Consider the following 22,266-nt stretch of genomic DNA (forward strand, 5'->3'; position numbering starts at 1 on the left):
GCGAACAAGGGGGTCGTGATGGACCTCGGCTCGCGCGACGCCTTCGACCGGATGGGAACGCTCGGCATCGAGGAGGAGTTCTTCATCGTCGACGAGTCGGGGCGTCCCACCTCCGGTATCTCGGATCTCGTCTACGGGCCGGAACCGCCGGAGGCGATCGCGGGCGGGGTCGACCACGAACTGTTCGCGTGTACGATCGAGGTGCAGACGCCGGTCATCGAGGAGCCCTCGCGAGCGCGCGAGTATCTCCGGGAGGTTCGGAACGCCCTCGTCGACCACGCCGAGGACGGCGGCTACCGGATCGCCGGCGCCGGGCTGCACCCGGCGGCGCGGTGGCGCGAGCTCGATCACGCACGCAAGCCGCGGTATCGCTCCCAGCTCGAGCGCATCCAGTATCCCCAACACCGGAACACGACCTCCGGCGTCCACGTCCACGTCGGCGTCGACGACGCGGACAAGGCGGTGTGGATCGCGAACGAGCTACGGTGGTACGCGCCGGTCCTGCTCGCGCTGTCGGCAAACTCGCCGTTCTGGAACGGGTTCGACACGGGCCTCGCCTCCGCCCGGGCGAAGATCTTCGAGAACCTGCCCAACACGGGGATCCCCTCCCGATTCGAGGACTTCGAGGCGTTCCAGCGATACGAACGCCGGATGGTGGAGTACGGCTCGATCGAGGACCGCGGCGAGCTGTGGTTCGACGTCCGCCCGCACACCGGCCACGGCAGCGTCGAGGTGCGCGCTCCGGACGGCCAACGCGATCCCGAGGTGACGCTGGCCGTGGTCGAGTACGTCCACGCGCTCGTCGAGGACCTCGCCGAGCGATACGATCGGGCGGACCGCGGCGAGGGAACCAACGGCCCGGTCGACGCCGGAAACGAGACGCGACTGCGCCGGGAGCTGCTCGACGAGAACAAGTGGCGGGCGATGCGCCACGGGCACGACGCCTCGTTCATCGCCCGCGACGGCGGGGGTACGATCGCGCTCGAGGACGTCGTCGAACGCGAATGCGACCGGCTCGACGTCTCCGGGATCCGCGAGGTGCTCGACCGCGAGAGCGGCGCCGAGCGTCAACGTCGCCTCCTCCGGAACGAGGGCGTCGAGGCCCTCCGGCGGGACCTCCTGCTTCGCCGCTGGTGAGTCCCCGGCGGGACGCGACGGCTCGGGATCGATCCCCGAGGAATTCCGTCGGATGCGAGGCCACGAGAAACCCTTTTCCCCGCAGAGCGGTGAGTGATCGGTATCCATGAGCGACCACGACGATGACGGGCCCGACGAGGAGCCGAGTGGCGGACCGGACGAGAGAGCGGGAACGGATGAGGGAATAGGAACGGACGAGACGACGGCGGACGGTCCCCGCGAGGGGATCAGAAAGACCCGCGAGAAGCTCGGCGAGGAGGCTGACAAGGCGGTTCGAGAGTTCGACGAGGGCGTCGTCGACCTGTTGTCGTGGCTACTGGAGACGGAGACGCGCGCGCGTATCTACGTCTACCTGCGCGAGAACTCCCACAGCACGAGCGAGGAGATCGCCGACGGTACCGGCCTCTATCCGAGCACGGTCCGCGAGGCGCTCGCGGAGCTTCACGAGGAGGGGACCGTCGAGCGCGGGAAACGCCAGAGCGACGGCGCGGGCAACAACCCCTACGAGTACGAGGCGATCGCGCCGAGCGAGCTGGTCCGCGGCGTCGTCGGACAGGTCCAATCGGAGCTGAACACGGTGTTCAACCTCGACGAGCGGCTGGGCGGCGGACCGGGAGCCGACGCGGGGTCGACCTCCGAGCCGGTCCAGATATCCGTCGAGAGCGCCGATTCGGAGGACTCCGACGACGAGAGCGTGAGCGTCGGAGACGGGACGGACGAGACGGACGAGACGGACGAGTAGACGAGACGGACGACGAACGAGGCGGACGAGTAGACGAACTCCGGCGCGGTCGGTTCGCGACCTTTTAAGGTTCGCCCCCACGAGTGGCGGATATGGACGTCGCGTTAGGTGGCACCTTCGATCCGATCCACGACGGCCACCGCAAGCTGTTCGAGCGCGCCTTCGAGCTCGGGGACGTCACGGTCGGGTTGACCTCCGACGAGCTCGCCCCGCGAACCCGACACGTCGAGCGGTACGTCCGGGACTACGAGGAACGGAAACGGGACCTGGAGTCGGAACTGGAGCCGCTGGCGGCCGAACACGGTCGGGAGTTCGAGGTTCGAGAACTCACGGAGCCGACGGGCATCGCCACCGAGCCGCAGTTCGACGCGCTCGTGGTCTCCCCGGAGACGAAGGACGGCGGCGAGCGCATCAACGAGATCCGCCGCGAGCGCGGCCACGACCCCCTCGAGGTCGTGGTCGTCGACCACGTCCCGGCAGAGGACGGCGAGTGGATCTCCTCGACGCGGATCGTCCGCGGCGAGATCGACGAACACGGCAACCTCACCCCCGACCGCGAGGGCCGTGAGGCCACCCGGCCGCGATGACGGCGACCGGGTCGATTCGACGGCTCGCGATCGGCAGCGAGTCGCTCGAACGTCCCGTGTGGTGGGGCGTCGTCGGCGCGTTGATCGTCGGCTACGGTGCGGTCCCGATCGTGGGCGGCGGATTCGCGACCCCGCGGACCTACGTGCTGGCGATCGGCGTCCTCTCGGCGCTGGCCGCGATCGCACGTGGAGTCACAGCGGGCGGATTCCTGGCGTGCGTGGCGCTCGCGTTTGGCCCGCTCGGGGGCGCGCTGGTGGGAGTGAACGAGTGCGCGCCGGGACCGCAATCGGACGTTCTGGGCAGGGCGGTCCCGGTCGAGGCTCTCGGCGGGTCGATCCCGGCATCCATCGGAGTCGCGCTCGCTGCCGCGCTCGCGATCGGCGTCGCCGCGGTTCTTCTCGGCGAGTTGGGTCGGCTCCTTCGCGGCGATCGGTGAGTTCGCACGGCGTCGCCCTCACCAGGTCGGCGGTCGGAACCCGGCCTCGTCCATGACCGACTTCCAGTGGTTGTGGACGCTGAGTCGGGTGACGTCCATGGCGTCGGCGACGGCGGACTGGGACCGCTCGTCGCCCCGGATGAGCGCGGCGGCATAGAGGCTCGCGGCGGCGATCGTCCGCTTCGAGCGGTCTGACTCCGGGACGTTCGAGAGGAACAGGTCCGCGGCCGTGGTCGCGACCGAATCGCCGAGATCCAGGCGGTCGCAGGCCGTCTCGATCCGGTCGATCCAGGTCTCGTTCGCGACCCGATCGCTCGCCCGGTACATGGTTCCCGTATGCCGCGGACGTATATAAACGATCGTCGACGAGCGTGCGGAAGGTCGACCGGCGAAGGGTGGGGTGGCGGCCGTCGAAGGAGTGATCGTCCGGCGATCGCGAACCGGTCCGACAGGTTCTTTGGCGACCTTCGAGTACGTCCGCCCGCGCGTGGGTAGCCAAGCACGGAAACGGCGTAGCGCTTAGGACGCTATCCCGTAGGGGTCCGCCGGTTCAAATCCGGTCCCACGCACTGAGCGAACGAAGTGAGCGAGGGAGTCGGACCGGATTTGAGCCCAGAGGACGAGCAAAGCGAGTCCTCGCGGTTCAAATCCGGTCCCACGCTCCTGCTGCTCGCGGCGATGCTCGCAGCAACTGACTGTTGAGGATCTGAACCCGACGAGTCGCAACAGCCGAGCGGAGCGAGGCTGACCGTCTCGGCTCGGTTCAAATCCGGTCCCACGATCGATCGAATCCGGTCCCACGCTCCTGCTGCTCGCGCCGATACTCGCAGCAGGTGGTTGCGAAGTACTTTCGCCCCATCGCGAGCGTGAACCATCACCGACCGCCGGATCAGTCCTCGCCGCGGGCGGCCTCGAAGGCGGCGAGAGCCGTCTCGCGGCGCTCGGAATGGTCGACGATCGGCGCGGGGTACTCCGGGGCGACCTCCCGTCTTCGATCGTCGTCGAGCTCGTGCCATTCGTGGACCAGATCGGGGTCGACGCCCCGGAGTTCGGGGACGTACTCCGCGATGTACTCGGCGTCGGGATCGTAGCGTTCGCCCTGGGTCATCGGGTTGAAGATGCGGAAGTAGGGCTGTGCGTCGGTGCCCGTCGAGGCGGCCCACTGCCAGCCGCCGACGTCGTTCGCGGTGTCGTGGTCACACAGCCGCTCGCGGAAGTGGGCGTACCCCTCGCGCCAGTCGACGAGGAGGTCCTTCGTGAGGAACGAGGCGACGATCATCCGCACGCGGTTGTGCATGTACGCCTCCGCGCGGAGCTGGCGCATCCCGGCGTCGACGATGGGGTAGCCGGTCTCGCCGCGCTTCCAGGCCGCGAGCCCCTCGGGGTCATCGCGCCACTCGATCGGGTTCTCGTAGGTCTTGTAGTTCGCGGAGACGGTGTCGGGGTTGTACCGGAGGACCTGCATGTAGAACTCCCGCCAGGCGAGCTGGCGTTGGAACTCCTCGACGCTCGATTCCGGGTCGGCCTCCGCCGGCAGGTCGACCTCGTCGAGATCGCTCTCGCGTGCGCGGGCCATCGCGTCCTCGGTCGCGGCGTACGCCTCTCGGATCCCGATCGTGCCGAACGAGAGGTCCTGGGAGAGCTTCGATGTGGCTGCCTCGGCGGGGAGGTCCCGCTTCTCCTCGTACCGGAACACGTCGCCCTCACAGAACCCCTCCAGCCGGGATCGGGCCGCCTCGGTGCCCGCGGGCGGAAGCTCGGCGTCGGGCTCCTCGAACCCGAGGGCCGAGATGGCGGGAAGCGTTCCAACCGTGATCGACTCACCGGTTCCGAATTCGGCGGATTCGACGCTGTCGGTCACGGATCCGGATACGCCGGACTCGAGCCGCGATCGGATCCGATCGGCGTCGACGAGATCGTCCGGCTCCGGCGTGCGAGCGGGCGAATCGACCGCCCGGTCGTGCCACTTCCGCCAGTAGTAGGTGAACACGGAGTATGGCTCGCCGTCGTTCGTCCGGATCGATCCCGGTTTCTGGAGGACGGCGTCGTGGTGGGTCTCGTGGTCGATCGCCACCTCGGCGTCATCGAGGGCGGTCTCGACGCGGGCGTCGCGCTCCCTCGAGAGCCCCGAGTAGCCCTCGTTCCAGATGACGCGATCGGCGCCGAGCGCGTCGGCGACCTCCGGAATGACGCTCGCGGGGTCGCCGTGGGCGATCACGAGATCGCTTCCTCGGTCGCGGTAGTCTTCACGAAGCGCCGACAGGGAGTCGATCAGGTATCGAACGCGCGGCGCGCCGGCGTGTTCGAGGACGTCGTCGTCGAACACGAAACAGGGGACGACCGGACCGCGGTCCGCGGCGGCCGCGAGCCCGACGTTGTCCGAGAGCCGGACGTCACGGCGGTGCCAGAACAGCTCCATGGGCCCTGGTCGGACGGGGAGTCCCTGAAGGTGTCGGGCGGGACGCGACCGCTCTCGACCGACCGTTTCCGAGACCGGATCCGAGATGCGTCGATTTTAGTGGATCGGCCGCGCTTTTCCGGACGACTTCGATCCGGCGGCCGTCCACGACCGCCCGGTCGAGCCCGACACCCATGCAACAGTACCTCGATCTCGTCGACGAGACCCTCTCTCAGGGGGTCTACAAGCCGAACCGCACGGGCGTGGACACGATCGCGAGCTTCAGCGGCCAGTACACGGTCGACCTCTCCGAGGGGTTCCCGCTCTTGACGACGAAGCGGATGGACGGCTTCCGATGGAACTCGCTCATCCACGAGGTGCTGTGGTACCTCTCGGGTGAAGAACACGTTCGAACCCTCTCGGAACACACCGGCATCTGGGACGCCTGGGCCGACGAGGAGGGTCGCCTCGACACGGCTTACGGCCGGTTCTGGCGGCGCTACCCGATCCCGGAGGAGGGGCTCCCCGGCGAGAGCTGGCCGGACGACGCGCATCGATGGGTGACCGTCGAGACCGACGCGGACGGGACCGAGCGGCGGACCTTCGATCAGATCCGGTACGTCCTCGACACGCTGCGTGAGAGCCCGAACTCGCGGCGCATGGTCGTGAACGCCTGGCACCCCGCGAACGCCGCCGTCTCGACGCTGCCGCCGTGCCACTACACCTTCGTCGTGAACGTCCAGGGCGGCCGGTTGAACCTCCATCTCACCCAGCGCTCCGGCGACATCGCGCTCGGCGTTCCGTTCAACGTCGCGGCCTACTCGCTGCTCGCGACCGCCATCGCACAGCGGACGGACTTCGAACTCGGGCAGTTCGGACACACGATCGTCGACGCCCACGTCTACTGCGGGCAGGGCGACCGCGGCGAGTGGTACGGCGAGAACCTCGAACGCCTCCAGAACCGACTCAGCGACGTCGAACGCGCGGGGGACTACCGAGACGTTCGAGCCTGGCTCGAGGACGCGGCGCCGGCCGAGCGGGACGGCGAGGAGGGCTACGACCACGTACCGGGGCTGCTCGAGCAGCTCTCGCGGGAGCCGCGCGACCGCCCGAGGATCGAGATCGCCGACAAGCCCCTCGACGAGTTGACCTTCGAGGACGTCGAGCTTCGCGAGTACGACTCCGCGGACGGGATCGCCTTTTCGGTGGCGGAATGAACGGATCGGACGAGAGCGGACCGAACCGACCGGACGAGCGGGACCCGCCGGTTCCGGAGGACCTCACGATCTCGATGATCGCCGCGATCGCAGAGAACGGCGTGATCGGCGACTCCGGGGGGATGCCCTGGCACCATCCGGCGGACCTGCGACGGTTCAAGGAGACGACGACCGGCCATCCCGTGATCCTCGGCCGTCGGACCCACGAGAGCATCGTTTCGGACCTCGGCGAGCCGCTTCCGGGTCGGATCTCGATCGTGCTCTCGCGGTCGGATCTCGACCTCGCGGAGGGGGCCGTTCCGGCCGGCGGCGTCGACGAGGCCATCGATCGGGCGACGGAGGCGGCCGAGGAGCTCGGCGTCGACGTGGTCTACGTCGCCGGCGGAGCGACCGTCTACGAGGCGTTCCTGCCGATCGCGGACGAGCTCCTGATCACGGAGATCCACGAGCGCCACGAGGGGGACACGTCCTTCCCGTCGTGGGACCGCGACGAGTGGGAGCTTCTCGACCGCGAGGACCGCGAGGAGCTGTCCTTCTCGAGATATCGGCGTCGATCGCGGTGAGGGCCCGTGGGGGACGATCGCCTCCGCGACGAGCGCCCCGATAGGGAGGGTTTTTCCCGGACGAGCCGCTATCGACGGGTAATGACGCAGGACGCGACGGACACGTTCGGAGGGCCGCGACGATGAACAACGACCAGCAGGCCTACGACCGGGGAACCTCGCTTTTCTCCCCGGACGGACGCATCTATCAGGTCGAGTACGCCCGGGAGGCCGTCTCCCGCGGCGCGCCGAGCGTGGGGATCCGAACGGCGGACGGGATCGTCTTCGCGGCGATGAGCCGCGCCTCGTCACCGTTGATGGAGGCCGAAAGCATCGAGAAGCTCCACAAGCTCGACGACCACGTCGGAACCGCCTCGGCCGGCCACGTCGCCGACGCGCGCAAGCTCATCGACTTCGCGCGCCGGCGCGCGCAGATGAACCGCCTGCGCTACGGCGAGGCGATCGGCGTCGAGGCGTTGACGAAGGACGTGACGGACCACGTCCAGGAGAACACCCAGCTCGGCGGGACCCGACCCTACGGTGCCGCGTTGTTGCTCGGCGGCTTCGAGGACGGCGAGCCCCGGCTGTTCGGCGCCGACCCCTCCGGGACGCCCCACGAGTGGAAGGCGACGGTCATCGGAAACGGCAGGGAGGAGATCCAGGCGTTCCTCGAGGAGGAGTGGGAGCCCGACGCCACGGTCGAGGAGGGCGTCGAACTGGCCGTGCGGGCGCTCGCCGAGTACGAGGAGGACCTCGTGGCCGAGGACCTCTCGATCGCGACGATAACCGAGGCGGACGGGTACCACGTGTCCTCCGACGACGAGATCGCCGCGGCCTTCGAGGCGCTCGAGGACGACGCGGGGGCCGCCGACGAGGACGAAAACGGGGACGAGGAGACGTCCACGGACGGGTCCGACGAGGAGTGACGCCCTCGGGCAACCCGAGAGAGTGACGGTGCGCAAGCGCTTTTACGCGGCGGCGAGCGCGATCGAACGGATGAGGAGCACCTCCGTCCTCCGTGTTGCCATCTGCGTGCTCCTCGTCGGGGCGACGATGGCCGGCACCGCCGGCGTCGCGATCGCGGTCGAGAGCACTGACCCCGCGGAGGTCGCCACCCCAACGGGCGGCGTGTCCCCCGGTGAGGCCGCCGTATCCGTCGGGGACGTCTCCCCTGCCGCGGCGGTCCGGGCGCCGAACCGGGATTCGGATCCCGACGCCCGTCAGGTCGATTTCGCGGGGTTCGACCGGAGCGCGATCGAGATCACCGTCGACGAATCGGGGCGGGGGGACTGGACGTTACGGTACGAACGAACCCTCCGAAACGAGTCCGAACGCGACGACTTCCAGGCCTTCGCCGACCGGTTCAACGATGAGGAGACGGAGCTCTACCGGAACTTCCAGGCCGACGCGACGGGGCTCGCGGAGGAGGGCGAGAACGTGACCGACCGCGAGATGGCCGCTGCAAACTTCTCCCGTGAGGCGTTCGTCGACTCGGGGTTCGGATCCGACGTGGGAGTCATCGAGCTCTCGTTCGCCTGGCGGGGATTCGCCGCCGTGGACGGGGACGTCGTCACCGTCGGCGACGTCTTCGAGGGGGGATTCTACCTCGGACCCGACCAGGAGCTCGTCGTCCGTCCCGGCGGGGACCTCTCGTTCGTCTCGCGCGACCCCGAGGGGACCCCGTCGAACCCCGAGTCGCTCGCGGAGAGCGCATCGATCACCTGGCAGGGCGAACGACGGTTCACCGATCGACGCCCGCGGGTCGTGTTCGCGAGGAACGCGACGAACGGGACGGCCTCCGGATCGACGAGCGGGGGCGCAACCGACGCGGCGACGGCGCTTCAAACGGGAGCGGCCGACGACGCGAACACGTCGGGTTCGCCGACCGAGGCCTCCGGAACGGGCGGGAACGGCAGCGACCCGCTCTTGTGGGGCGTGTTGGGGGCCGCCGTGATTCTCGCCGCGGCGATCGCGATCCGGACGAGGTCGGGGACACGGCCCGCGTCTCGAAACGGCGATCGGTCCGATCCGGTTGGCGGAGGGTCGACGAACACGGTCGAGGAGACCTCTACCGGCGGATCCGGCGTCGACGAAACCACGGGCGGAGAAGACGCCGACGCCGCGACCGCGACCGCGATCACGGAGGCGGAGATGCTGTCGGACGAGGACCGGATCGAGTCGATCCTCCGCGAGCACGGCGGCCGGGTGAAACAGACACGGATCGTCGAGGAGACCGACTGGTCGAAATCCAAGGTGAGCGTGGTCCTCTCGAGGATGGCCGATGACGGAACCGTCTCGAAGCTTCGGATCGGCCGTGAGAACGTCATCACGCTCGAAGGGCCCGATGCCGACGACGTCGAGGGAACCGATACCGACGACGCCGACGGGACCGATTCCGGCGACGAGGGATCGACCCCGGAGAGGTGATGCCGGCGGGAACCGAGCCGAACCGAACCGAACGGAATCGAACGGAAGCGAACCGAAGCGAAGCGGTCGGCGTGCGGGGTTCGAGCCGGTCACCGACGCACGAAGTCCGAGAGCCGATCTCGAAGCGAGTCGCCTCCGAGCTTCAGGTAATAGGCGTCCCCGCCGTCCTCGTAGTAGCCGTCGATCCGCCGCTCGACGTCGAAGCCGAGGTGGCGATAGAATCCGAGCGCGTTCTCGTTGGTCGCACGGGCGTGGCAGGTCACGGAGCGGTTGTTTTCGGCGATCTCAGCGATGAGCCGCTCCCCGTAGCCGCGATCGCGCGCCTCGGGGGCGACCGCGAGGAACAGGACGTATCCGTCGCGTCGCACCGAGGCGAACGCGACAAGCTGATCGTCCTCGAAGAGGAGGTGCGTCCTCGACCGTCGGTACGCGTCGACGAAGAACCCTCGTCGCTGCCGGAGCACGCCGTCCCGCGAGCGGATCCGCTCTTTGAGCTCCCACGCCTCCTCGACGTGGTCCGCGTCCCCCGGACGATCGACCCGTTTCTCGACGGTAACGCTCACTGACGGGGAGTAACGCGCGGGCTCAATATAACTCCTCCGTCCGTCCGGACGATGATTCTCCTCCGTCCGGACGATGATTCACCCGTCCGAGCGAACCCCCGAAGCGTTTTGGTTCCCTCCGTCGTGGATCGGCGTGATGGAGTTATCGGACGCTCGGCCGGCGGCGATCCTGAAGAACGCCTTTCTGACCGGCGTCGCGGTCATCGTGCCGCTTTTGATCACGCTCATCGTCCTCGCGATCGCCTTCAACTACGTCTACGTCTACTTGGACCTCCTCTCCGATGCGGTGTTGCCGTTCTCGCCGCGAATCTCGATACCCGGATACGGCGTTCTCGGCCGCGAGCTCCTCGTCGAGGTCGCGACGCCGATCGTGTTGTTCGCGTTGATCCTCCTCGTCGGGTTGACCGCGAACTCCTCGCGATACGGGGAGTTGGCCGTCAGCTACTTCGATCGCGTCATCGAGCGCGTCCCGGGCGTCGGAGCCGTCTACGAGAGCTTCCGTCGGATGTCCGACGTGATGTTGGACTCCGACGGCGAACACTTCCAGGAGGTCGTCCTCGTCGAGTTCCCGACGGAGGGGGTCTACGCGCTCGCGTTCGTCACGAGCCGAACGCCGTCGTCGATCGCGGACCCGATAGAGGAGAGCGACCACCGTGAGGACGCGGGCGAGACGCGTACACTGTTTTTGCCCATGGCGCCAAACCCGGTCATGGGCGGTCACGTCGTCTTCGTGCCCGGCTCGCGGGTCGTCGAGGTCGACATGACCGTAGAGGAGGGGATCCGGGCGCTCGTGACGAGCGGGGTGGCGATCGAGGAGTCGATCGGCGAGGAGGGCGGCGTCTCACCGGCCGTCTCGCCCAACCCGCTTCGCGAGTTCTCGATGGTCGACCGGCTCGAGGAACGGCTCGATCGCGATGACCACCGTTCCCGCGACCGGGGGAACGTGGTGAACGCGGTTCTCGATCCCGACTCGGCGGTCGACGCGGACGACGGGGACGAAAGCGAGGATCGAACCGACACCGATAGGACGGAGCCGGACGAACCGTCGGAAACGTGACGTTCGAACTCCGCGATCACACCGCCGACGTCGCGGTCGAGGCGACCGCGGGCACGCTCGCCGACGTCCTCGCGGACGTGGCGAACGGGCTCGCCGCGGCGATGTGTGACGAGTGGCCGGAGACCGGCGACCGCTTCGCGATCGAGGTGACGGCGGAGTCCCGCGAGGCGCTCCTGTTCGATTACCTCGATCGCCTCATCTACGAGCGCGACGTTCGCGGCGTGCTCCCGGTCGACCATCGGTGTGAACTCGAGGGGTCGAACGATGAAACCGACCGGTCGAACGATGAAACCGACCGGTCAAACGATGAAACCGACCGGTCGAACGACGAAACCGACCGGTCGAACGACGAAACCGAATGGACCCTGGTCGCGAGCGCGCGCGGCGTCCCACTGGAGTCCGTCTCGGCCCGCGACGTCAAGGCCGTGACCTACTCGCAGATGCGCCTGGAACCCCGCGGCGACGGGTGGTACGCCTACGTCGTCTTCGACGTCTGAGTGTCTCCGCCGCCCGTTCAACCCACTTTGACCGTAGACTTTCGTCCACCTCGCGAGCCGAACGGGGGAAGATTCTTTGTCCGGGAGGTGTTTGGTAACGTATGTCACAGATGGATCGAACGCGAGCCTGGACGTCCGGAGCGATCGCGGGGCTCGTCGGCGGGGTCGGAATGGGTGTCGTCCTCCAGTTCGGCACCGACGTGATGGCGATCATCGGCGCGCTGGTCGGCGTCGAGAGCGCCCCCGCGGGATGGGCCGTCCACCTGGCCATCGCGACGGCCTTCGGCGTGTTGTTCGTCGCGGCCTTCGATCGGCCGTTCTTCGACGAGCTACGAACCACCGTCAGCGGGTGTCTATCGCTCGGGGTCGCACACTCCGCCGCGCTCGGGCTGCTCACCGGCGGTGTCGTGTTGCCGGCGTCGATCGCGTTCAGCGACGGCTCCTCGCTGCCGATCGCCGCCCTTCCGCTTCCCGGCGTCACCGCCGGCATCGAGGTCGGCGTCGTCATCGCCGTCTCACACCTCGTGTACGGGCTGGTTCTGGGCGGAACGTTCGCCCATCGCGTCGGCGCCACGGTCGACGTACGGTGGTGGCCGGCGGGGGCGGCCGAGGAGCCGGGGTCGTAACGCTATTTCCCCGGCGGCGCGTTGTTCCGGTATGACCACCCGCGAGTTCGACGGCGTCCGGCTGCGGAAGGTTCGAGAGCACGTCTGGGAGATCCCGAAGGAGGGCGAGATGAACGTCCCCGCCCGCGTGCTCGCCTCGGAGGACCTCCTGGAGGAGATCTCCGGGGACGACACGCTCACCCAGCTTCGAAACGCCACGCATCTCCCCGGCATCGCGGGACACGCGCTCTGCATGCCCGACGGTCACCAGGGATACGGCTTCCCGGTCGGCGGCGTGGGCGCGATCGACGCCGAGAGCGGCTGTATCTCGCCCGGAGCGATCGGGTATGACATCAACTGCCTGCCGGGGGATACCGACGTTCTGCTCTCGTTCGGTCGTCGCCGCCGGATCGAGGAGCTTCAGGATCGCTTCGAGGACGAGAAGGCGGTCGTCGCGGCCGACGACGGGCCCGTCGACTCGGACGTTCGACTGTTCACGCGTTCGAAGCCACGGACGGTGTACGAACTGGAGACGGACACCGGCGATACCGTGGCTGCGACGAGCGATCATCCGTTCCGAACGACGGACGGGATGTCCGAACTCGGCGACATCGACGTCGGCGACGAGGTGTTCGTACACCCGTTCGAGGGGCTCCCGGACGAGACCCCGCCGGAGTTCGTCGTCCTGGACGAATCGGACTTCGCGGACGAGGATCCACAGCTCGTTCGCGTGCTGAAAGAGCGGGACCTGCTCCCGCTGTACTCGACCGACGAGGCGTTCCATCGATTGCTCAAGCTGGCCGGATATCACACCGGGGACGGATCGTTCAGCGGTTCGCTGTCGTGGTTCTACGGGGATCCGGAGGATCTCGAGGCGATCCAGGAGGACATCGAGGCGCTCGGGTTCACTCCGTCCCGGATCTACGAACGCGAGCGTGACCACGAGATCGACGGACGGGAGTTCACCCGAACGGAGTACAGCGTTCGGTCGAACTCGAACGCGTTCACACAGCTCCTCGTTCGCCTCGGCGTTCCGGAGGGGCGCAAGGTCGAATCCGACTTCACCGTACCGGCGTATCTCGATCGCCTCGCGGACTGGCAGCGAGCGCTGTACCTGTCGGCGTTCTTCGGCGCCGAGATGAGTGCGCCCGACACGGTCTCACGGAAGAACTTCTATGCGCCGTCGGTCTCGCACAACCGCACCGTCGAAGTTCGTGAGGCTGGAGAACAGTTCCTCCGGGATCTCATGCGCCATCTCAACGAACTCGGAATCAGGACGAACGCGCTCGAGGAGGTCGAACGTACCGAGACGACCGTCGGAGAAACGGTCCGGTTCCGGTTCGGCGTCAGCTCCGAGGCCGAAAACCTGATCCGGTTTTTCACCCGGGTTGGATACAGATATGCCGAACGGAAGCGGCGCGACGCGCTCGTTGCTGCACAGTACCTCAAGCACAAGAAGCGAGTCATCGACGAGCGTGCGCGCATCGCGGCCGAGGCCAGCGCGCTCGCCGACGGGGGCGTGGAGATCGGCGAGATCAAATCACGCTTCGGCGAGGTCAACGGCCGGTTCATCGAGCGAAGCGTGTACGACGGGCGGAAGGGTCGTCCCCGCCCGCCCGCGGATTTCCCTGACTTCGCGGAGTTCCGCGAATCGATCACCGTTCGAGCGAACGGGACGATCGCGGCTGAGGTGGTCTCGATCGCCGAACGCGGACGCAGGGAGGTGTTCGACATCGGCGTCGACCACGACGCACACAACTTCCTGGCGAACGGGTTCGTCGTGTCGAACTGCGGCGTCCGGATGGTCCGGACGAGCCTCACCTACGACGACGTCCGCGGACGCGAGGAGGAGCTCGTCGACGTCCTCTTCGACCGGATCCCCTCCGGGCTCGGCGGCGGCGGGATCGTCGAGGGCGACCGCGACACGGTCGAGGCGGTCCTCGAGCGCGGCGTCGAGTGGGCGGTAGAGGAGGGGTACGGCGTCCCCGAGGACCTCGACCGCTGTGAGGACGAGGGGCGCAGGCCCGACGCACGCCCCGAATACGTTCCGAAGAAGGCCAAGGACCGGGGACGCAACCAGATCGGCTCGCTCGGCTCCGGAAACCACTTCCTCGAGGTACAGCGGGTCACGGACGTCTTCCGCGGGGACGTCGCCGACGTCTACGGGCTGCGGCCGGATCAGATCGTCGTGCTCATCCACTGCGGCTCGCGGGGGCTCGGCCACCAGACGTGCTCGGAGTACCTCAGGCGGATCGAGAAACGACACGGCGACCTCCTCGAGGCGCTCCCGGACAAGGAGCTCGCGGCCGCGCCCGCGGGCTCCGAACTCGCCCACGAGTACTACGGCGCGATGTGTGCCGCGATCAACTACGCCTGGGTCAACCGCCAGCTGATCACCCACCGGACTCGAAAGGTGTTCGGACACGTCTTCGAGGCCGACCCGATCGACGACCTCGGGATGGAGTTGCTCTACGACGTCGCCCACAACATCGCCAAACGCGAGACCCACGTGGTCGACGGCGAGGAACGCGATCTGTACGTCCACCGCAAGGGCGCAACGAGGGCGTTCCCGGCCGGTCGCGAGGAAGTCCCCGCGGCCTACCGCGAGGTCGGCCAGCCCGTCATCATTCCCGGAAGCATGGGCACGGGCTCGTACGTCCTGCGTGGCGGGGAGAACTCCCTCGAGGTCTCCTTCGGGTCGACCGCCCACGGCGCGGGCCGGCTCATGAGTCGGACGCAGGCCAAACAGGAGTTCTGGGGCGGCGACGTCCGCGACGACCTCGCCGAACAGGACCACGTCTACGTGAAGGCCCAAAGCGGGGCCACGATCGCCGAGGAGGCGCCCGGCGTCTACAAGGACGTCGACGAGGTCGTCCGCGTCAGCGACGAGCTCGGGATCGGCGACAAGGTCGCCCGAACGTTCCCGGTGTGCAACATCAAGGGGTGAGTTTTCGGCCCGGACCGAACCGGGGTCATCCCCGAAACCCGTCCCCGTCGGGCCCGCCCGGCCCGGACGGGCCACGCGGACTCGCCGGCTCCCGGCCGAGGGCGAGCCGGACGCGCTCTCCGGTCGAGTCGGAGCGGGGATCGACCTCGCGTCCGTTCTCGAACCGGACAAACGAGAGGTAGAAGGGCTCGCCACAGCCGATCTCACCGGGTTCATCGCGTCTCTCGCCCCCCGGTTCGTCCTCTTCATCGGCGGTTCCTGGAGAGGGGTCCCAGTCGACGCCGTCGCTCTTCCCGCAGACGAAGCGCACGCCGTCGGGAGCGTTCTCCGTCTCGGCGTCACCTCCCTCCCGATGAACGTCGAACTCCGCGGTCGGCTCGACGTAGGTCCACCCCTCGAGCGGATACGGGGTGACCGCCTTGTCGGCGAGGTAGCCCTCCCGCTCGATCGCGGCGAGCGTCCCACAGCGCGGACAGCGGTAGGTGACCGGATGACCCATGTTCGGTCCGACGGCGTCGAGGACCAAGTCGTCATCGCCGACTTCGGCATCGCTCCCGAACGCTATTGGACAGATCGCTCCCGAACGATACGGGATGGATCGATACCGAACGATACGGGACGGATCGGTCCGGTATATAGGTCTCTTAGCAACCTACTTTCGGCCTCCCGAGAGCGGATCGATCGATGGCCGCAGATTCCGACTCGCGGTTCGACGACCGGATCGTCTCGCGGACCGAGGACTATCTCGATCGGATCTCGGAATGCGTCGGGCTCCTGCCGCGGCTGCTCGAGACGTACCTCGCGGAGGGGACGGACGAGACCACGGCCGGAACCGACTCCGTCGCCGCCTCGATCGTGAACCTGGAGAGCGACTGTGACCGGCTCAAACGCGACATCTCCGGCCAGATAACGAACGCCGACGCCGCCGACGTCGGGCTGTTGAACGCCCGTATCCACCGCAACTCCTCGCAGGTGCTGGACCTCTATCAGCGGCTGGACGTGATCGCGAACGTGGCGGAACGGATCGCGGAGGAGCTCGTCACCGTTCGCCCCCCGCGGGATGCGGACTGCTTCGACCGCTACGTGGAGATGGCCGGCTTTGCGATCCGGGGGATGGACGCCCTTTCGGCGGCCGTCTCGCGATACGTCCGGCTGCTTCGGTCCCCCTCACGGTCAGGCACCATCGCGGACGAGATCGCGAGCGTTCGCGGGATCGAAAGCGCGGTCGACGAGCTCCGCAACGAGGTCGTCGAGACGGCCTTCGCGGACGACGGCGTCGATCGGCCGCTCGTCCACCGCGAGTTCGCGCTCCTGTTCGACGCGCTCTGTGACGCAATGGAGGACGTGACAGACACCCTGGTGCTCGTCTCGAGCACCGAGGCGTGGATCACGACCGAGTTCGACGATCGGGGGAGCGACCTCGAGTGAGCGGCACGCGGGCACAACCCTTATGGTCCGGATCCACGAGTGATCGTACCATGGAGTACACGACGCTCGGCGACACGGGCATGGAGGTCAGCCGGATCTGTCTCGGCTGTATGAGCTTCGGATCGAACGACTGGCGCGATTGGGTCCTCGAGGAGGAGGAGAGCCGGCCGATCATCGAGCGGGCGATCGACCTCGGAATCAACTTCTTCGATACGGCGAACGTCTACTCGAACGGCGAGTCGGAACGCGTCCTCGGGAACGCCCTCGAGGGGTACGACCGCGATCGACAGGTGGTGGCCACGAAGGTCTACGGCGAGATGGACGAGACGAACCCCAACGCCGCCGGACTCTCGCGCAAGGCGATCGAACAGGAGCTGTCGAACAGCCTCGACCGCCTCGGGATGGACACGATCGACCTCTATCAGACGCATCGGTGGGACTACGACGCGCCGATCGACGAGACTCTCCGGGCGCTCGACGACGCCGTCCGCCGGAATCAGGTCCGATATATCGGCACCTCCTCGCAGTGGGCCCACCAGTTCTCGGAGGCCTTACACACGAGCGACGACCTCGGGCTGGAGCGATTCCAGACGATGCAGAACCACTACAACCTCGCCTACCGCGAGGAGGAACGAGAGATGCTCCCGCTTTGTGATCGCGAGGGGATCGGGGTCGTTCCGTGGAGCCCGCTCGCGCGGGGGTACCTCACCCGTCCCCACGAGGAGTTCCTCGATACGGTTCGCGGCGAGTACATGAACGACAGCGAGTTCGCCGAACGGATCGCCACCTACCGCGCCAACGGCGGCGACGAGATCAACGAACGCGTCGCGGAACTCGCCGCGGACAAGGGCGTCACGATGGCGCAGATCGCGCTCGCGTGGCTCCTCCACCAGGAGACGGTTGACGCGCCCATCATCGGGACGACGAGCGTCGAACACCTGGAGGACGCGGTCGAGGCGCTCGACATCGATCTCTCGGAGAGCGACCTCGCGTACCTCGAGGAGCCGTACGGACCGGTCGGGGTGAACGGACACGAGTGACGTCCCAGTCCTGATCGCCGTCCCGGACGACACCGGTCCACCGCTCGAACGACACCGTCCACTGCCCGAACGAGGCTATCACACGAGCGCGAGTATCACCGACGCCACCGTCTCGACGACGGTGTCCCAGACGGAGACCCCCGTCAGCATGGCCTGAAGGGTGTCGACGCCGAAGAAGCCGAAGGCGGCGGCCGCGACGAAGTGCGCCTTTCGGAGGTCGAAACGGTGTGCGAACCGGAAGAAGACGAAGGCGTTGAGCAGGCTCACCGGGATGATCGCGGCCATCTCGCCCGCCCAGATGGCGGTCGGGAACGCCGGGTACTGCGCGGCGAGGCCGATCGTCACGAGCTGGGTCTTGTCGCCGAACTCGCCGAAGGCCATCAGCGCGAAGATGGGCAAAAAGCCGCCCATGACGTTCGGCACCCGCCAGCCGAGATACGGCACGCGAACGTCGAGATCGCCGTCGAGAACCGCGGCCAGCCCGCCGTCGGGCTGTGCGTCGACGTCGCCGCTCGAGGGCGCAGAACGGAACAACGCGACCGCGAAGAACAGGAACAGGATCCCGGTCAACAGATCGAGGTAGACGCCGGGGAGCACCGTCTGGAGGTAGCTTCCGAAGCGGATCTCGAGCACCGTCCATCCGGCGAAGGCGCTCCCGGCCGCGGCGACGACCACGAGCGGATTGTATCGCGTCGAGAGCGCCGCGATGATGAACTGAACCTTCTCGCCCGGCAACACCGCGAGCTGGGCGAGAAACGCGATCGTCGCGACCTCGATCCAGGTCGTCATCAGTGATCGCCCGGCGATCGGCGGCTCGTTCGACGTCCGCTTCGGCTGCCCGGGGGCTCGGTCGAGAGGGCATCCACGGCAGCGCATCGACGAGTGCTGGCTCGTCGAGTGGTTCGGTCGATAGTCATCGGTCCGGCTGGATTAGACGTGTCTAACTGTGGAGTCGTCCTCACCAATACGATCTTCGATCGCATCGAACGGAAGACGTCGAACAATGCCGGGAGGGACGGACGACGCCGGAATCGAGCGAGCGACGCCGGTATCCGTCGAACGATGCGAAAAACGGACCGACGAGGCTGAAGAGCGGCTCGTTTGCGCCTACTGGAAGGCGCCGCCGGGGACGGCCTCGGCGTCCGTCTCGACCTCGGAGCGCTCGAACTGCTGTTCGATCTCCGCATAGCGCTCGCGGGTCTCGGCGGTGACGCTCGGGTTGACCTCCTCGAGGGCGTCCTCGAAGTGGTCCATCGTCACCCGGACGTTTCCGACCGACTCGCCGACCTCCTCGGGGTCGACGCTGGCGATGAACTCCCGGGAGGCGTTCATCGATGCCTCGCGGGCGACCGCCTCGATGTCGGCGCCGACGTAGCCCTCGGTCTTCCGGGCGAGGACGTCCAGGTCGACGTCGTCGGCCAGGGGCTTTTCACGCGTGTGGACCTCGAAGATCCGGCGGCGAGCCTCCTCGTCGGGGACCGGCACGTGCACGTGGCGGTCGAGCCGACCGGGGCGCAACAGCGCGGAGTCGATGAGGTCCGGGCGGTTCGTCGTGGCGATCACCACGACGTCCTCCAGCGACTCGAGGCCGTCGAGCTCGGTCAGCAGCTGGGAGACGACGCGCTCGCCGACGCCGGAGTCGCCGGTGTTCTGTCCGCGCTCGGTCGCGATCGAGTCGATCTCGTCGAAGAACACGATCGTCGGCGCGTTCTCGCGGGCCTTCGAGAAGACCTCGCGGACGCCCTTTTCGGACTCCCCGACGAACTTGTTCAACAGCTCTGGACCCTTGATCGAGATGAAGTTCGACTCGGACTCGTTGGCGACGGCCTTGGCGAGCAGCGTCTTGCCGGTGCCCGGCGGGCCGTACATCAACACGCCCTTTGCGGCCTGCATGTCGAGCTGGTCGAAGACCTCGGGGTACTCGAGCGGCCACTGGATCGTCTCGCGGAGCCGCTCTTTGGTGTCCTCGAGGCCGCCGACGTCGTTCCAGGTGACGTCGGGAACCTCGACGAAGACCTCGCGGAGGGCGGACGGCTCGATGCCCTTGAGCGCCTCCTTGAGGTCGCGTTCGGTGACCTGGATCGACTGCAGGACGTCCGCGTCGATCTCGTCGGATTCGAGGTCGAGCTGCGGGCGGATGCGACGCAGCGCGTGCATCGCCGACTCCTTGGCCAGGCTCTCGAGGTCCGCGCCGACGAAGCCGTGGGTGTTCTCGGCGTACTCGTCGAGGTCGATCCCGTCGACGAGCGGCATGTTTCGGGTGTGGACCTGGAGGATCTCCTTGCGACCGTCGCGGTCGGGGACGCCGATCTCGATCTCGCGGTCGAAGCGACCGCCGCGGCGAAGCGCGGGGTCGATCGCGTCCACGCGGTTCGTCGCGCCGATCACGACGACCTGGCCGCGCTCCTCGAGGCCGTCCATGAGCGAGAGCAGCTGGGCGACGACCCGCCGTTCGACGTCGCCGCCGGCCTCCTCGCGTTTGGGGGCGATCGAGTCGAGCTCGTCCATGAAGATGATGGCCGGCGCGTCCTCGGAGGCCTCCTCGAAGACGTCGCGCAGCTGCTCTTCGGACTCGCCGTAGTACTTCGACATGATCTCGGGGCCCGAGACCGTATGGAAGCTGGCGTCGATCTCGTTGGCGACGGCCTTCGCGATCAGCGTCTTGCCGGTGCCCGGCGGGCCGTGAAGCAGGACGCCCTTGGGCGGGTCGATCCCGAGGCGCTTGAACAGCTCGGGATGCCGCATCGGCAGCTCGATCATCTCACGGACCTGCTCGAGCTCGTCGTCGAGGCCGCCGATGTCCTCGTAGGCGACGTCCGGGGTCGCGTCCCCGCCGGCGCCGCTCTCGGCGGCGGGACCCTCGATGATCTCCTCGGCGGGCTTTTCGGCGATCTCGATCTCCGTCTCGTCCGTGACCACGACCGTTCCCGAGGGCGTCGTCGAGGCGATCTTCAGGGGGACCGCCTGCGACTGGCCGCCCATGAAGCCGAAGCCCAGCGGCAGCTGGACGTTCTGTCCGGGCGTGATGGGCTGGCCGCCGATCTCACGGCGGATCAACGCGTCGATGTTGCCGCGAATCCCGAGCCGCTGGGGCAACGCGATCGTGATGCGTTCCGCGGGCTTAACCTCGACCTTCTCGACGGTCACGTGGTCGTCGATGCCGACGTCGGCCTGCTGGCGCATCCGGCCGTCGATCCGAACGACGCCGGTGCCGTCATCCTCGGGGTAGCCGGGCCAGACGCGCGCGATCGCGCCTCCGGTCGACCCCTCGATGCGGACGAAATCGCCGCCCGAGAGGTCGAGCTCCTCGGCCGCCACGCGGTCGATGGCCGCCAGCCGGCGGCCGGCGTCCTTCTGTTTCAGCGGCTTGACGGTGAGCTTCATCGCTCCACCTCGATCGTCAACACGCCGTTTCGAACCGCGACGTCCGCGGCCGGTCCGGGGAGGTCGAACTCCGTTTCGGCCTCCGTCCCGTTCCGGTCGATGACGACGATCGCCGTGTCACCGACGGTGTCGACGGTGACCTGATCGTCGGCGACGCCGAGATCGGCCGCGAGGACCCATCGGTCCGGATACTCGTAGCGGCGAACCTGCGCGTCGCCGTCGGTGAATTGGGTCTGTCTCATTCTAATCCTAACTCCAAGTTAGGCGAGTAACTATATAAACCTTTCGTCGATATACCGCAGGAAGGCGTCGAGTCAACCATCGAGAGATTGTTTGCAGTTCGAGACATCGAATCCGCTCCGGTCGACTTCTATCGACCCGGACGTACTCGGGTGTTCCCCTCCGCTATGAGCGATCGCTTGCGCGGGACCGCTTTTTGTACCTCGCGATCCAAGCGACCGCATGGAACGGGTCACCCACCACGGCCGCGAGACGGCCTATCGCGTTCTCGCCGACGGAGACGACGGTCCGACGACGCTTTGCATCCACGGAAGCGGGGGTACACACGCCGTCTGGAGGGCGCAGGCGCGTCTGCGGGAGCGCTCGATCGTCGCCCTCGATCTGTCGGGCCACGGCGAAAGCGCGGACGTCGAGGCCGCTCCCGGCGTTGAGACCCTCGACGCCTATGCAGCCGACGTGCTCGCCGTCGCGAACGAGACGGGCGCGAGCGTCCTCTGTGGCAACTCGCTCGGCGGCGCCGTCGCCCAGTGGATCGCGATCGAACGCGCCGACGAGACGGATCTCGATGGGCTCGTTCTGCAGGGAACCGGCGCGAAACTCGCCGTCCTCCAGGACCTCCTCGGATGGCTCGCCGACGACTTCGAGCGGGCGATCGAGTTCCTCCACGCGGACGGCCGGCTGTTTCACGACGCACCCGAGGAGTACCGCGAGGAGTCACGGGCGGCGATGCGGGAGGTCGGGGGGGCGACCGTCGAGCGGGACTTTCGAACCTGCCACGAGTTCGACGTTCGCGACCGCCTGTCGGCGATCGACGCTCCCGTCCTCGCGGTCGTCGGAGAACACGACCGGCTCACGCCGCCGTCGTATCACGAGTTCCTCGCCGCTGAGATCCCGAACTGCGAACGGGCCCTCGTCGCGGACGCCGCCCACCTCGCGATGATCGAGCAGCCGGCGGCTTTCAACGCCGTCCTCGCGGAGTTCCTCGATCGGCTCTGAGACATTCGGCGTTCTTCGTGTT

The 22,266-nt window shown here is 67.7% G+C and carries 22 protein-coding genes, 1 tRNA gene and 1 pseudogene; 17 read left to right on the plus strand and 7 right to left on the minus strand.

The features are described 5' to 3' along the window. The first annotated feature begins 18 nt into the window (after positions 1-18). The 4 genes from ACFQE9_RS04255 (at position 19) to ACFQE9_RS04270 (ending at position 2,903) form a co-directional block, all read left to right on the plus strand. Positions 19-1,137 carry a glutamate--cysteine ligase gene (locus ACFQE9_RS04255; RefSeq protein WP_379740821.1) on the plus strand — a complete coding sequence of 373 codons (1,119 nt, stop codon included), beginning with the start codon at positions 19-21 and terminating at the stop codon, positions 1,135-1,137. A 106-nt stretch (positions 1,138-1,243) separates the two neighbouring features. Continuing rightward, positions 1,244-1,879, plus strand: coding sequence for a helix-turn-helix domain-containing protein (locus ACFQE9_RS04260; protein ID WP_379740824.1), 636 nt, complete (start codon positions 1,244-1,246; stop codon positions 1,877-1,879). 92 nt (positions 1,880-1,971) lie between these two features. After that, positions 1,972-2,466: a phosphopantetheine adenylyltransferase gene (locus tag ACFQE9_RS04265; protein ID WP_379740827.1), complete on the plus strand. Its 495-nt coding sequence runs from the start codon at positions 1,972-1,974 to the stop codon at positions 2,464-2,466. Next, positions 2,463-2,903 carry a hypothetical protein gene (locus ACFQE9_RS04270; RefSeq protein WP_379740830.1) on the plus strand — a complete coding sequence of 147 codons (441 nt, stop codon included), beginning with the start codon at positions 2,463-2,465 and terminating at the stop codon, positions 2,901-2,903. Before ACFQE9_RS04265 ends, ACFQE9_RS04270 begins: the two co-directional genes overlap by 4 nt. An 18-nt stretch (positions 2,904-2,921) precedes the next feature. Here ACFQE9_RS04270 and ACFQE9_RS04275 read toward each other — a convergent pair whose 3' ends face one another. Further along, positions 2,922-3,230: a transcription initiation factor IIB family protein gene (locus ACFQE9_RS04275; RefSeq protein ID WP_379740833.1), complete on the minus strand. Its 309-nt coding sequence runs from the start codon at positions 3,228-3,230 to the stop codon at positions 2,922-2,924. 158 nt (positions 3,231-3,388) lie between these two features. Between ACFQE9_RS04275 and ACFQE9_RS04280 the strand changes: the two genes are divergently transcribed. Next, a tRNA-Leu gene (locus ACFQE9_RS04280) sits at positions 3,389-3,472 on the plus strand. A gap of 320 nt (positions 3,473-3,792) precedes the next feature. On the opposite strand, the gene ACFQE9_RS04285 is transcribed toward ACFQE9_RS04280, so the two are convergent. Next, a complete protein-coding gene (locus ACFQE9_RS04285) occupies positions 3,793-5,322 on the minus strand; it encodes a cryptochrome/photolyase family protein (protein ID WP_379740836.1) in 1,530 nt (509 codons plus the stop codon). 173 nt (positions 5,323-5,495) lie between these two features. Between ACFQE9_RS04285 and thyA the strand changes: the two genes are divergently transcribed. The 4 genes from thyA to ACFQE9_RS04305 all read left to right on the plus strand — a co-directional run bounded on the left by thyA (position 5,496) and on the right by ACFQE9_RS04305 (position 9,487). Beyond that, positions 5,496-6,518: a thymidylate synthase gene (gene thyA, locus ACFQE9_RS04290; RefSeq protein WP_379740839.1), complete on the plus strand. Its 1,023-nt coding sequence runs from the start codon at positions 5,496-5,498 to the stop codon at positions 6,516-6,518. Continuing rightward, a complete protein-coding gene (locus tag ACFQE9_RS04295; protein WP_379740841.1) occupies positions 6,515-7,081 on the plus strand; it encodes a dihydrofolate reductase in 567 nt (188 codons plus the stop codon). Before thyA ends, ACFQE9_RS04295 begins: the two co-directional genes overlap by 4 nt. 122 nt (positions 7,082-7,203) lie before the next feature. After that, complete coding sequence (psmA, locus tag ACFQE9_RS04300; RefSeq protein WP_379740844.1) at positions 7,204-7,986, plus strand: archaeal proteasome endopeptidase complex subunit alpha; 783 nt, start codon at positions 7,204-7,206, stop codon at positions 7,984-7,986. A 70-nt stretch (positions 7,987-8,056) separates the two neighbouring features. Further along, positions 8,057-9,487, plus strand: a complete 1,431-nt coding sequence (locus ACFQE9_RS04305; RefSeq protein ID WP_379740847.1) for a helix-turn-helix transcriptional regulator — start codon at positions 8,057-8,059, stop codon at positions 9,485-9,487. Between the two features lie 89 nt (positions 9,488-9,576). On the opposite strand, the gene ACFQE9_RS04310 is transcribed toward ACFQE9_RS04305, so the two are convergent. Further along, positions 9,577-10,050, minus strand: coding sequence for a GNAT family N-acetyltransferase (locus ACFQE9_RS04310; RefSeq protein ID WP_379740850.1), 474 nt, complete (start codon positions 10,048-10,050; stop codon positions 9,577-9,579). 136 nt (positions 10,051-10,186) lie between these two features. Between ACFQE9_RS04310 and ACFQE9_RS04315 the strand changes: the two genes are divergently transcribed. The 5 genes and pseudogenes from ACFQE9_RS04315 (at position 10,187) to ACFQE9_RS04335 (ending at position 15,156) form a co-directional block, all read left to right on the plus strand. After that, on the plus strand, positions 10,187-11,107 hold the full coding sequence (locus ACFQE9_RS04315; RefSeq protein WP_379740853.1) for a DUF502 domain-containing protein: 921 nt from the start codon (positions 10,187-10,189) through the stop codon (positions 11,105-11,107). Next, a complete protein-coding gene (locus ACFQE9_RS04320) occupies positions 11,104-11,604 on the plus strand; it encodes an archease (RefSeq protein WP_379740856.1) in 501 nt (166 codons plus the stop codon). The genes ACFQE9_RS04315 and ACFQE9_RS04320 overlap by 4 nt, the downstream gene beginning before the upstream one ends. Positions 11,605-11,705: 101 nt before the next feature. Then, complete coding sequence (locus ACFQE9_RS04325) at positions 11,706-12,230, plus strand: hypothetical protein (protein WP_379740859.1); 525 nt, start codon at positions 11,706-11,708, stop codon at positions 12,228-12,230. Between the two features lie 31 nt (positions 12,231-12,261). Then, a pseudogene (locus ACFQE9_RS04330) lies at positions 12,262-12,570 on the plus strand (RtcB family protein); the annotation flags it as partial. Then, complete coding sequence (locus ACFQE9_RS04335) at positions 12,571-15,156, plus strand: RtcB family protein (protein ID WP_379741338.1); 2,586 nt, start codon at positions 12,571-12,573, stop codon at positions 15,154-15,156. A 25-nt stretch (positions 15,157-15,181) separates the two neighbouring features. On the opposite strand, the gene ACFQE9_RS04340 is transcribed toward ACFQE9_RS04335, so the two are convergent. Continuing rightward, positions 15,182-15,655, minus strand: a complete 474-nt coding sequence (locus ACFQE9_RS04340; RefSeq protein WP_379741341.1) for a hypothetical protein — start codon at positions 15,653-15,655, stop codon at positions 15,182-15,184. A 185-nt stretch (positions 15,656-15,840) separates the two neighbouring features. Between ACFQE9_RS04340 and ACFQE9_RS04345 the strand changes: the two genes are divergently transcribed. Both ACFQE9_RS04345 and ACFQE9_RS04350 read left to right on the plus strand, forming a co-directional pair. Beyond that, a complete protein-coding gene (locus ACFQE9_RS04345; RefSeq protein ID WP_379740862.1) occupies positions 15,841-16,584 on the plus strand; it encodes a DUF47 domain-containing protein in 744 nt (247 codons plus the stop codon). Positions 16,585-16,634: 50 nt separating this feature from the next. After that, entirely contained in the window at positions 16,635-17,624 is a 990-nt protein-coding gene (locus tag ACFQE9_RS04350; protein WP_379740865.1) for an aldo/keto reductase, read from the plus strand. A gap of 78 nt (positions 17,625-17,702) precedes the next feature. Here the strand turns inward: ACFQE9_RS04350 and ACFQE9_RS04355 are convergent, their stop codons facing one another. From ACFQE9_RS04355 to ACFQE9_RS04365, 3 genes are all read right to left on the minus strand, one after another. Next, positions 17,703-18,413 (minus strand): TMEM165/GDT1 family protein, encoded by a 711-nt coding sequence (locus ACFQE9_RS04355; protein ID WP_379740868.1) that lies wholly within the window; start codon positions 18,411-18,413, stop codon positions 17,703-17,705. Positions 18,414-18,731: 318 nt separating this feature from the next. Next, a complete protein-coding gene (locus ACFQE9_RS04360) occupies positions 18,732-21,008 on the minus strand; it encodes a CDC48 family AAA ATPase (RefSeq protein WP_379740871.1) in 2,277 nt (758 codons plus the stop codon). Further along, positions 21,005-21,250 carry a DUF7127 family protein gene (locus ACFQE9_RS04365; RefSeq protein ID WP_379740874.1) on the minus strand — a complete coding sequence of 82 codons (246 nt, stop codon included), beginning with the start codon at positions 21,248-21,250 and terminating at the stop codon, positions 21,005-21,007. The genes ACFQE9_RS04360 and ACFQE9_RS04365 overlap by 4 nt, the downstream gene beginning before the upstream one ends. A 220-nt stretch (positions 21,251-21,470) precedes the next feature. Here ACFQE9_RS04365 and ACFQE9_RS04370 point away from each other — a divergent pair, with 220 nt between their 5' ends. Next, a complete protein-coding gene (locus tag ACFQE9_RS04370) occupies positions 21,471-22,244 on the plus strand; it encodes an alpha/beta fold hydrolase (RefSeq protein WP_379740877.1) in 774 nt (257 codons plus the stop codon). The last annotated feature ends 22 nt before the right edge of the window (positions 22,245-22,266 follow it).

The sequence above is a fragment of the Halopenitus salinus genome, from assembly GCF_042662125.1.
GTDB classification, from domain to species: domain Archaea; phylum Halobacteriota; class Halobacteria; order Halobacteriales; family Haloferacaceae; genus Halopenitus; species Halopenitus salinus.

Bases quoted from the DNA above. Each gene is read 5' to 3' on its own strand.
- ACFQE9_RS04315 (WP_379740853.1), top strand. From the start codon at position 10,187: ATGGAGTTATCGGACGCTCGGCCGGCGGCGATCCTGAAGAACGCCTTT.
- ACFQE9_RS04370 (WP_379740877.1), top strand. From the start codon at position 21,471: ATGGAACGGGTCACCCACCACGGCCGCGAGACGGCCTATCGCGTTCTC.
- psmA (WP_379740844.1), top strand. From the start codon at position 7,204: ATGAACAACGACCAGCAGGCCTACGACCGGGGAACCTCGCTTTTCTCC.
- ACFQE9_RS04340 (WP_379741341.1), bottom strand. From the start codon at position 15,655: ATGGGTCATCCGGTCACCTACCGCTGTCCGCGCTGTGGGACGCTCGCC.
- ACFQE9_RS04350 (WP_379740865.1), top strand. From the start codon at position 16,635: ATGGAGTACACGACGCTCGGCGACACGGGCATGGAGGTCAGCCGGATC.
- ACFQE9_RS04365 (WP_379740874.1), bottom strand. From the start codon at position 21,250: ATGAGACAGACCCAATTCACCGACGGCGACGCGCAGGTTCGCCGCTAC.
- ACFQE9_RS04305 (WP_379740847.1), top strand. From the start codon at position 8,057: ATGAGGAGCACCTCCGTCCTCCGTGTTGCCATCTGCGTGCTCCTCGTC.
- ACFQE9_RS04360 (WP_379740871.1), bottom strand. From the start codon at position 21,008: ATGAAGCTCACCGTCAAGCCGCTGAAACAGAAGGACGCCGGCCGCCGG.
- ACFQE9_RS04265 (WP_379740827.1), top strand. From the start codon at position 1,972: ATGGACGTCGCGTTAGGTGGCACCTTCGATCCGATCCACGACGGCCAC.
- ACFQE9_RS04345 (WP_379740862.1), top strand. From the start codon at position 15,841: ATGGCCGCAGATTCCGACTCGCGGTTCGACGACCGGATCGTCTCGCGG.
- thyA (WP_379740839.1), top strand. From the start codon at position 5,496: ATGCAACAGTACCTCGATCTCGTCGACGAGACCCTCTCTCAGGGGGTC.
- ACFQE9_RS04275 (WP_379740833.1), bottom strand. From the start codon at position 3,230: ATGTACCGGGCGAGCGATCGGGTCGCGAACGAGACCTGGATCGACCGG.
- ACFQE9_RS04325 (WP_379740859.1), top strand. From the start codon at position 11,706: ATGTCACAGATGGATCGAACGCGAGCCTGGACGTCCGGAGCGATCGCG.
- ACFQE9_RS04260 (WP_379740824.1), top strand. From the start codon at position 1,244: ATGAGCGACCACGACGATGACGGGCCCGACGAGGAGCCGAGTGGCGGA.
- ACFQE9_RS04355 (WP_379740868.1), bottom strand. From the start codon at position 18,413: ATGACGACCTGGATCGAGGTCGCGACGATCGCGTTTCTCGCCCAGCTC.
- ACFQE9_RS04285 (WP_379740836.1), bottom strand. From the start codon at position 5,322: ATGGAGCTGTTCTGGCACCGCCGTGACGTCCGGCTCTCGGACAACGTC.
- ACFQE9_RS04255 (WP_379740821.1), top strand. From the start codon at position 19: ATGGACCTCGGCTCGCGCGACGCCTTCGACCGGATGGGAACGCTCGGC.
- ACFQE9_RS04270 (WP_379740830.1), top strand. From the start codon at position 2,463: ATGACGGCGACCGGGTCGATTCGACGGCTCGCGATCGGCAGCGAGTCG.
- ACFQE9_RS04295 (WP_379740841.1), top strand. From the start codon at position 6,515: ATGAACGGATCGGACGAGAGCGGACCGAACCGACCGGACGAGCGGGAC.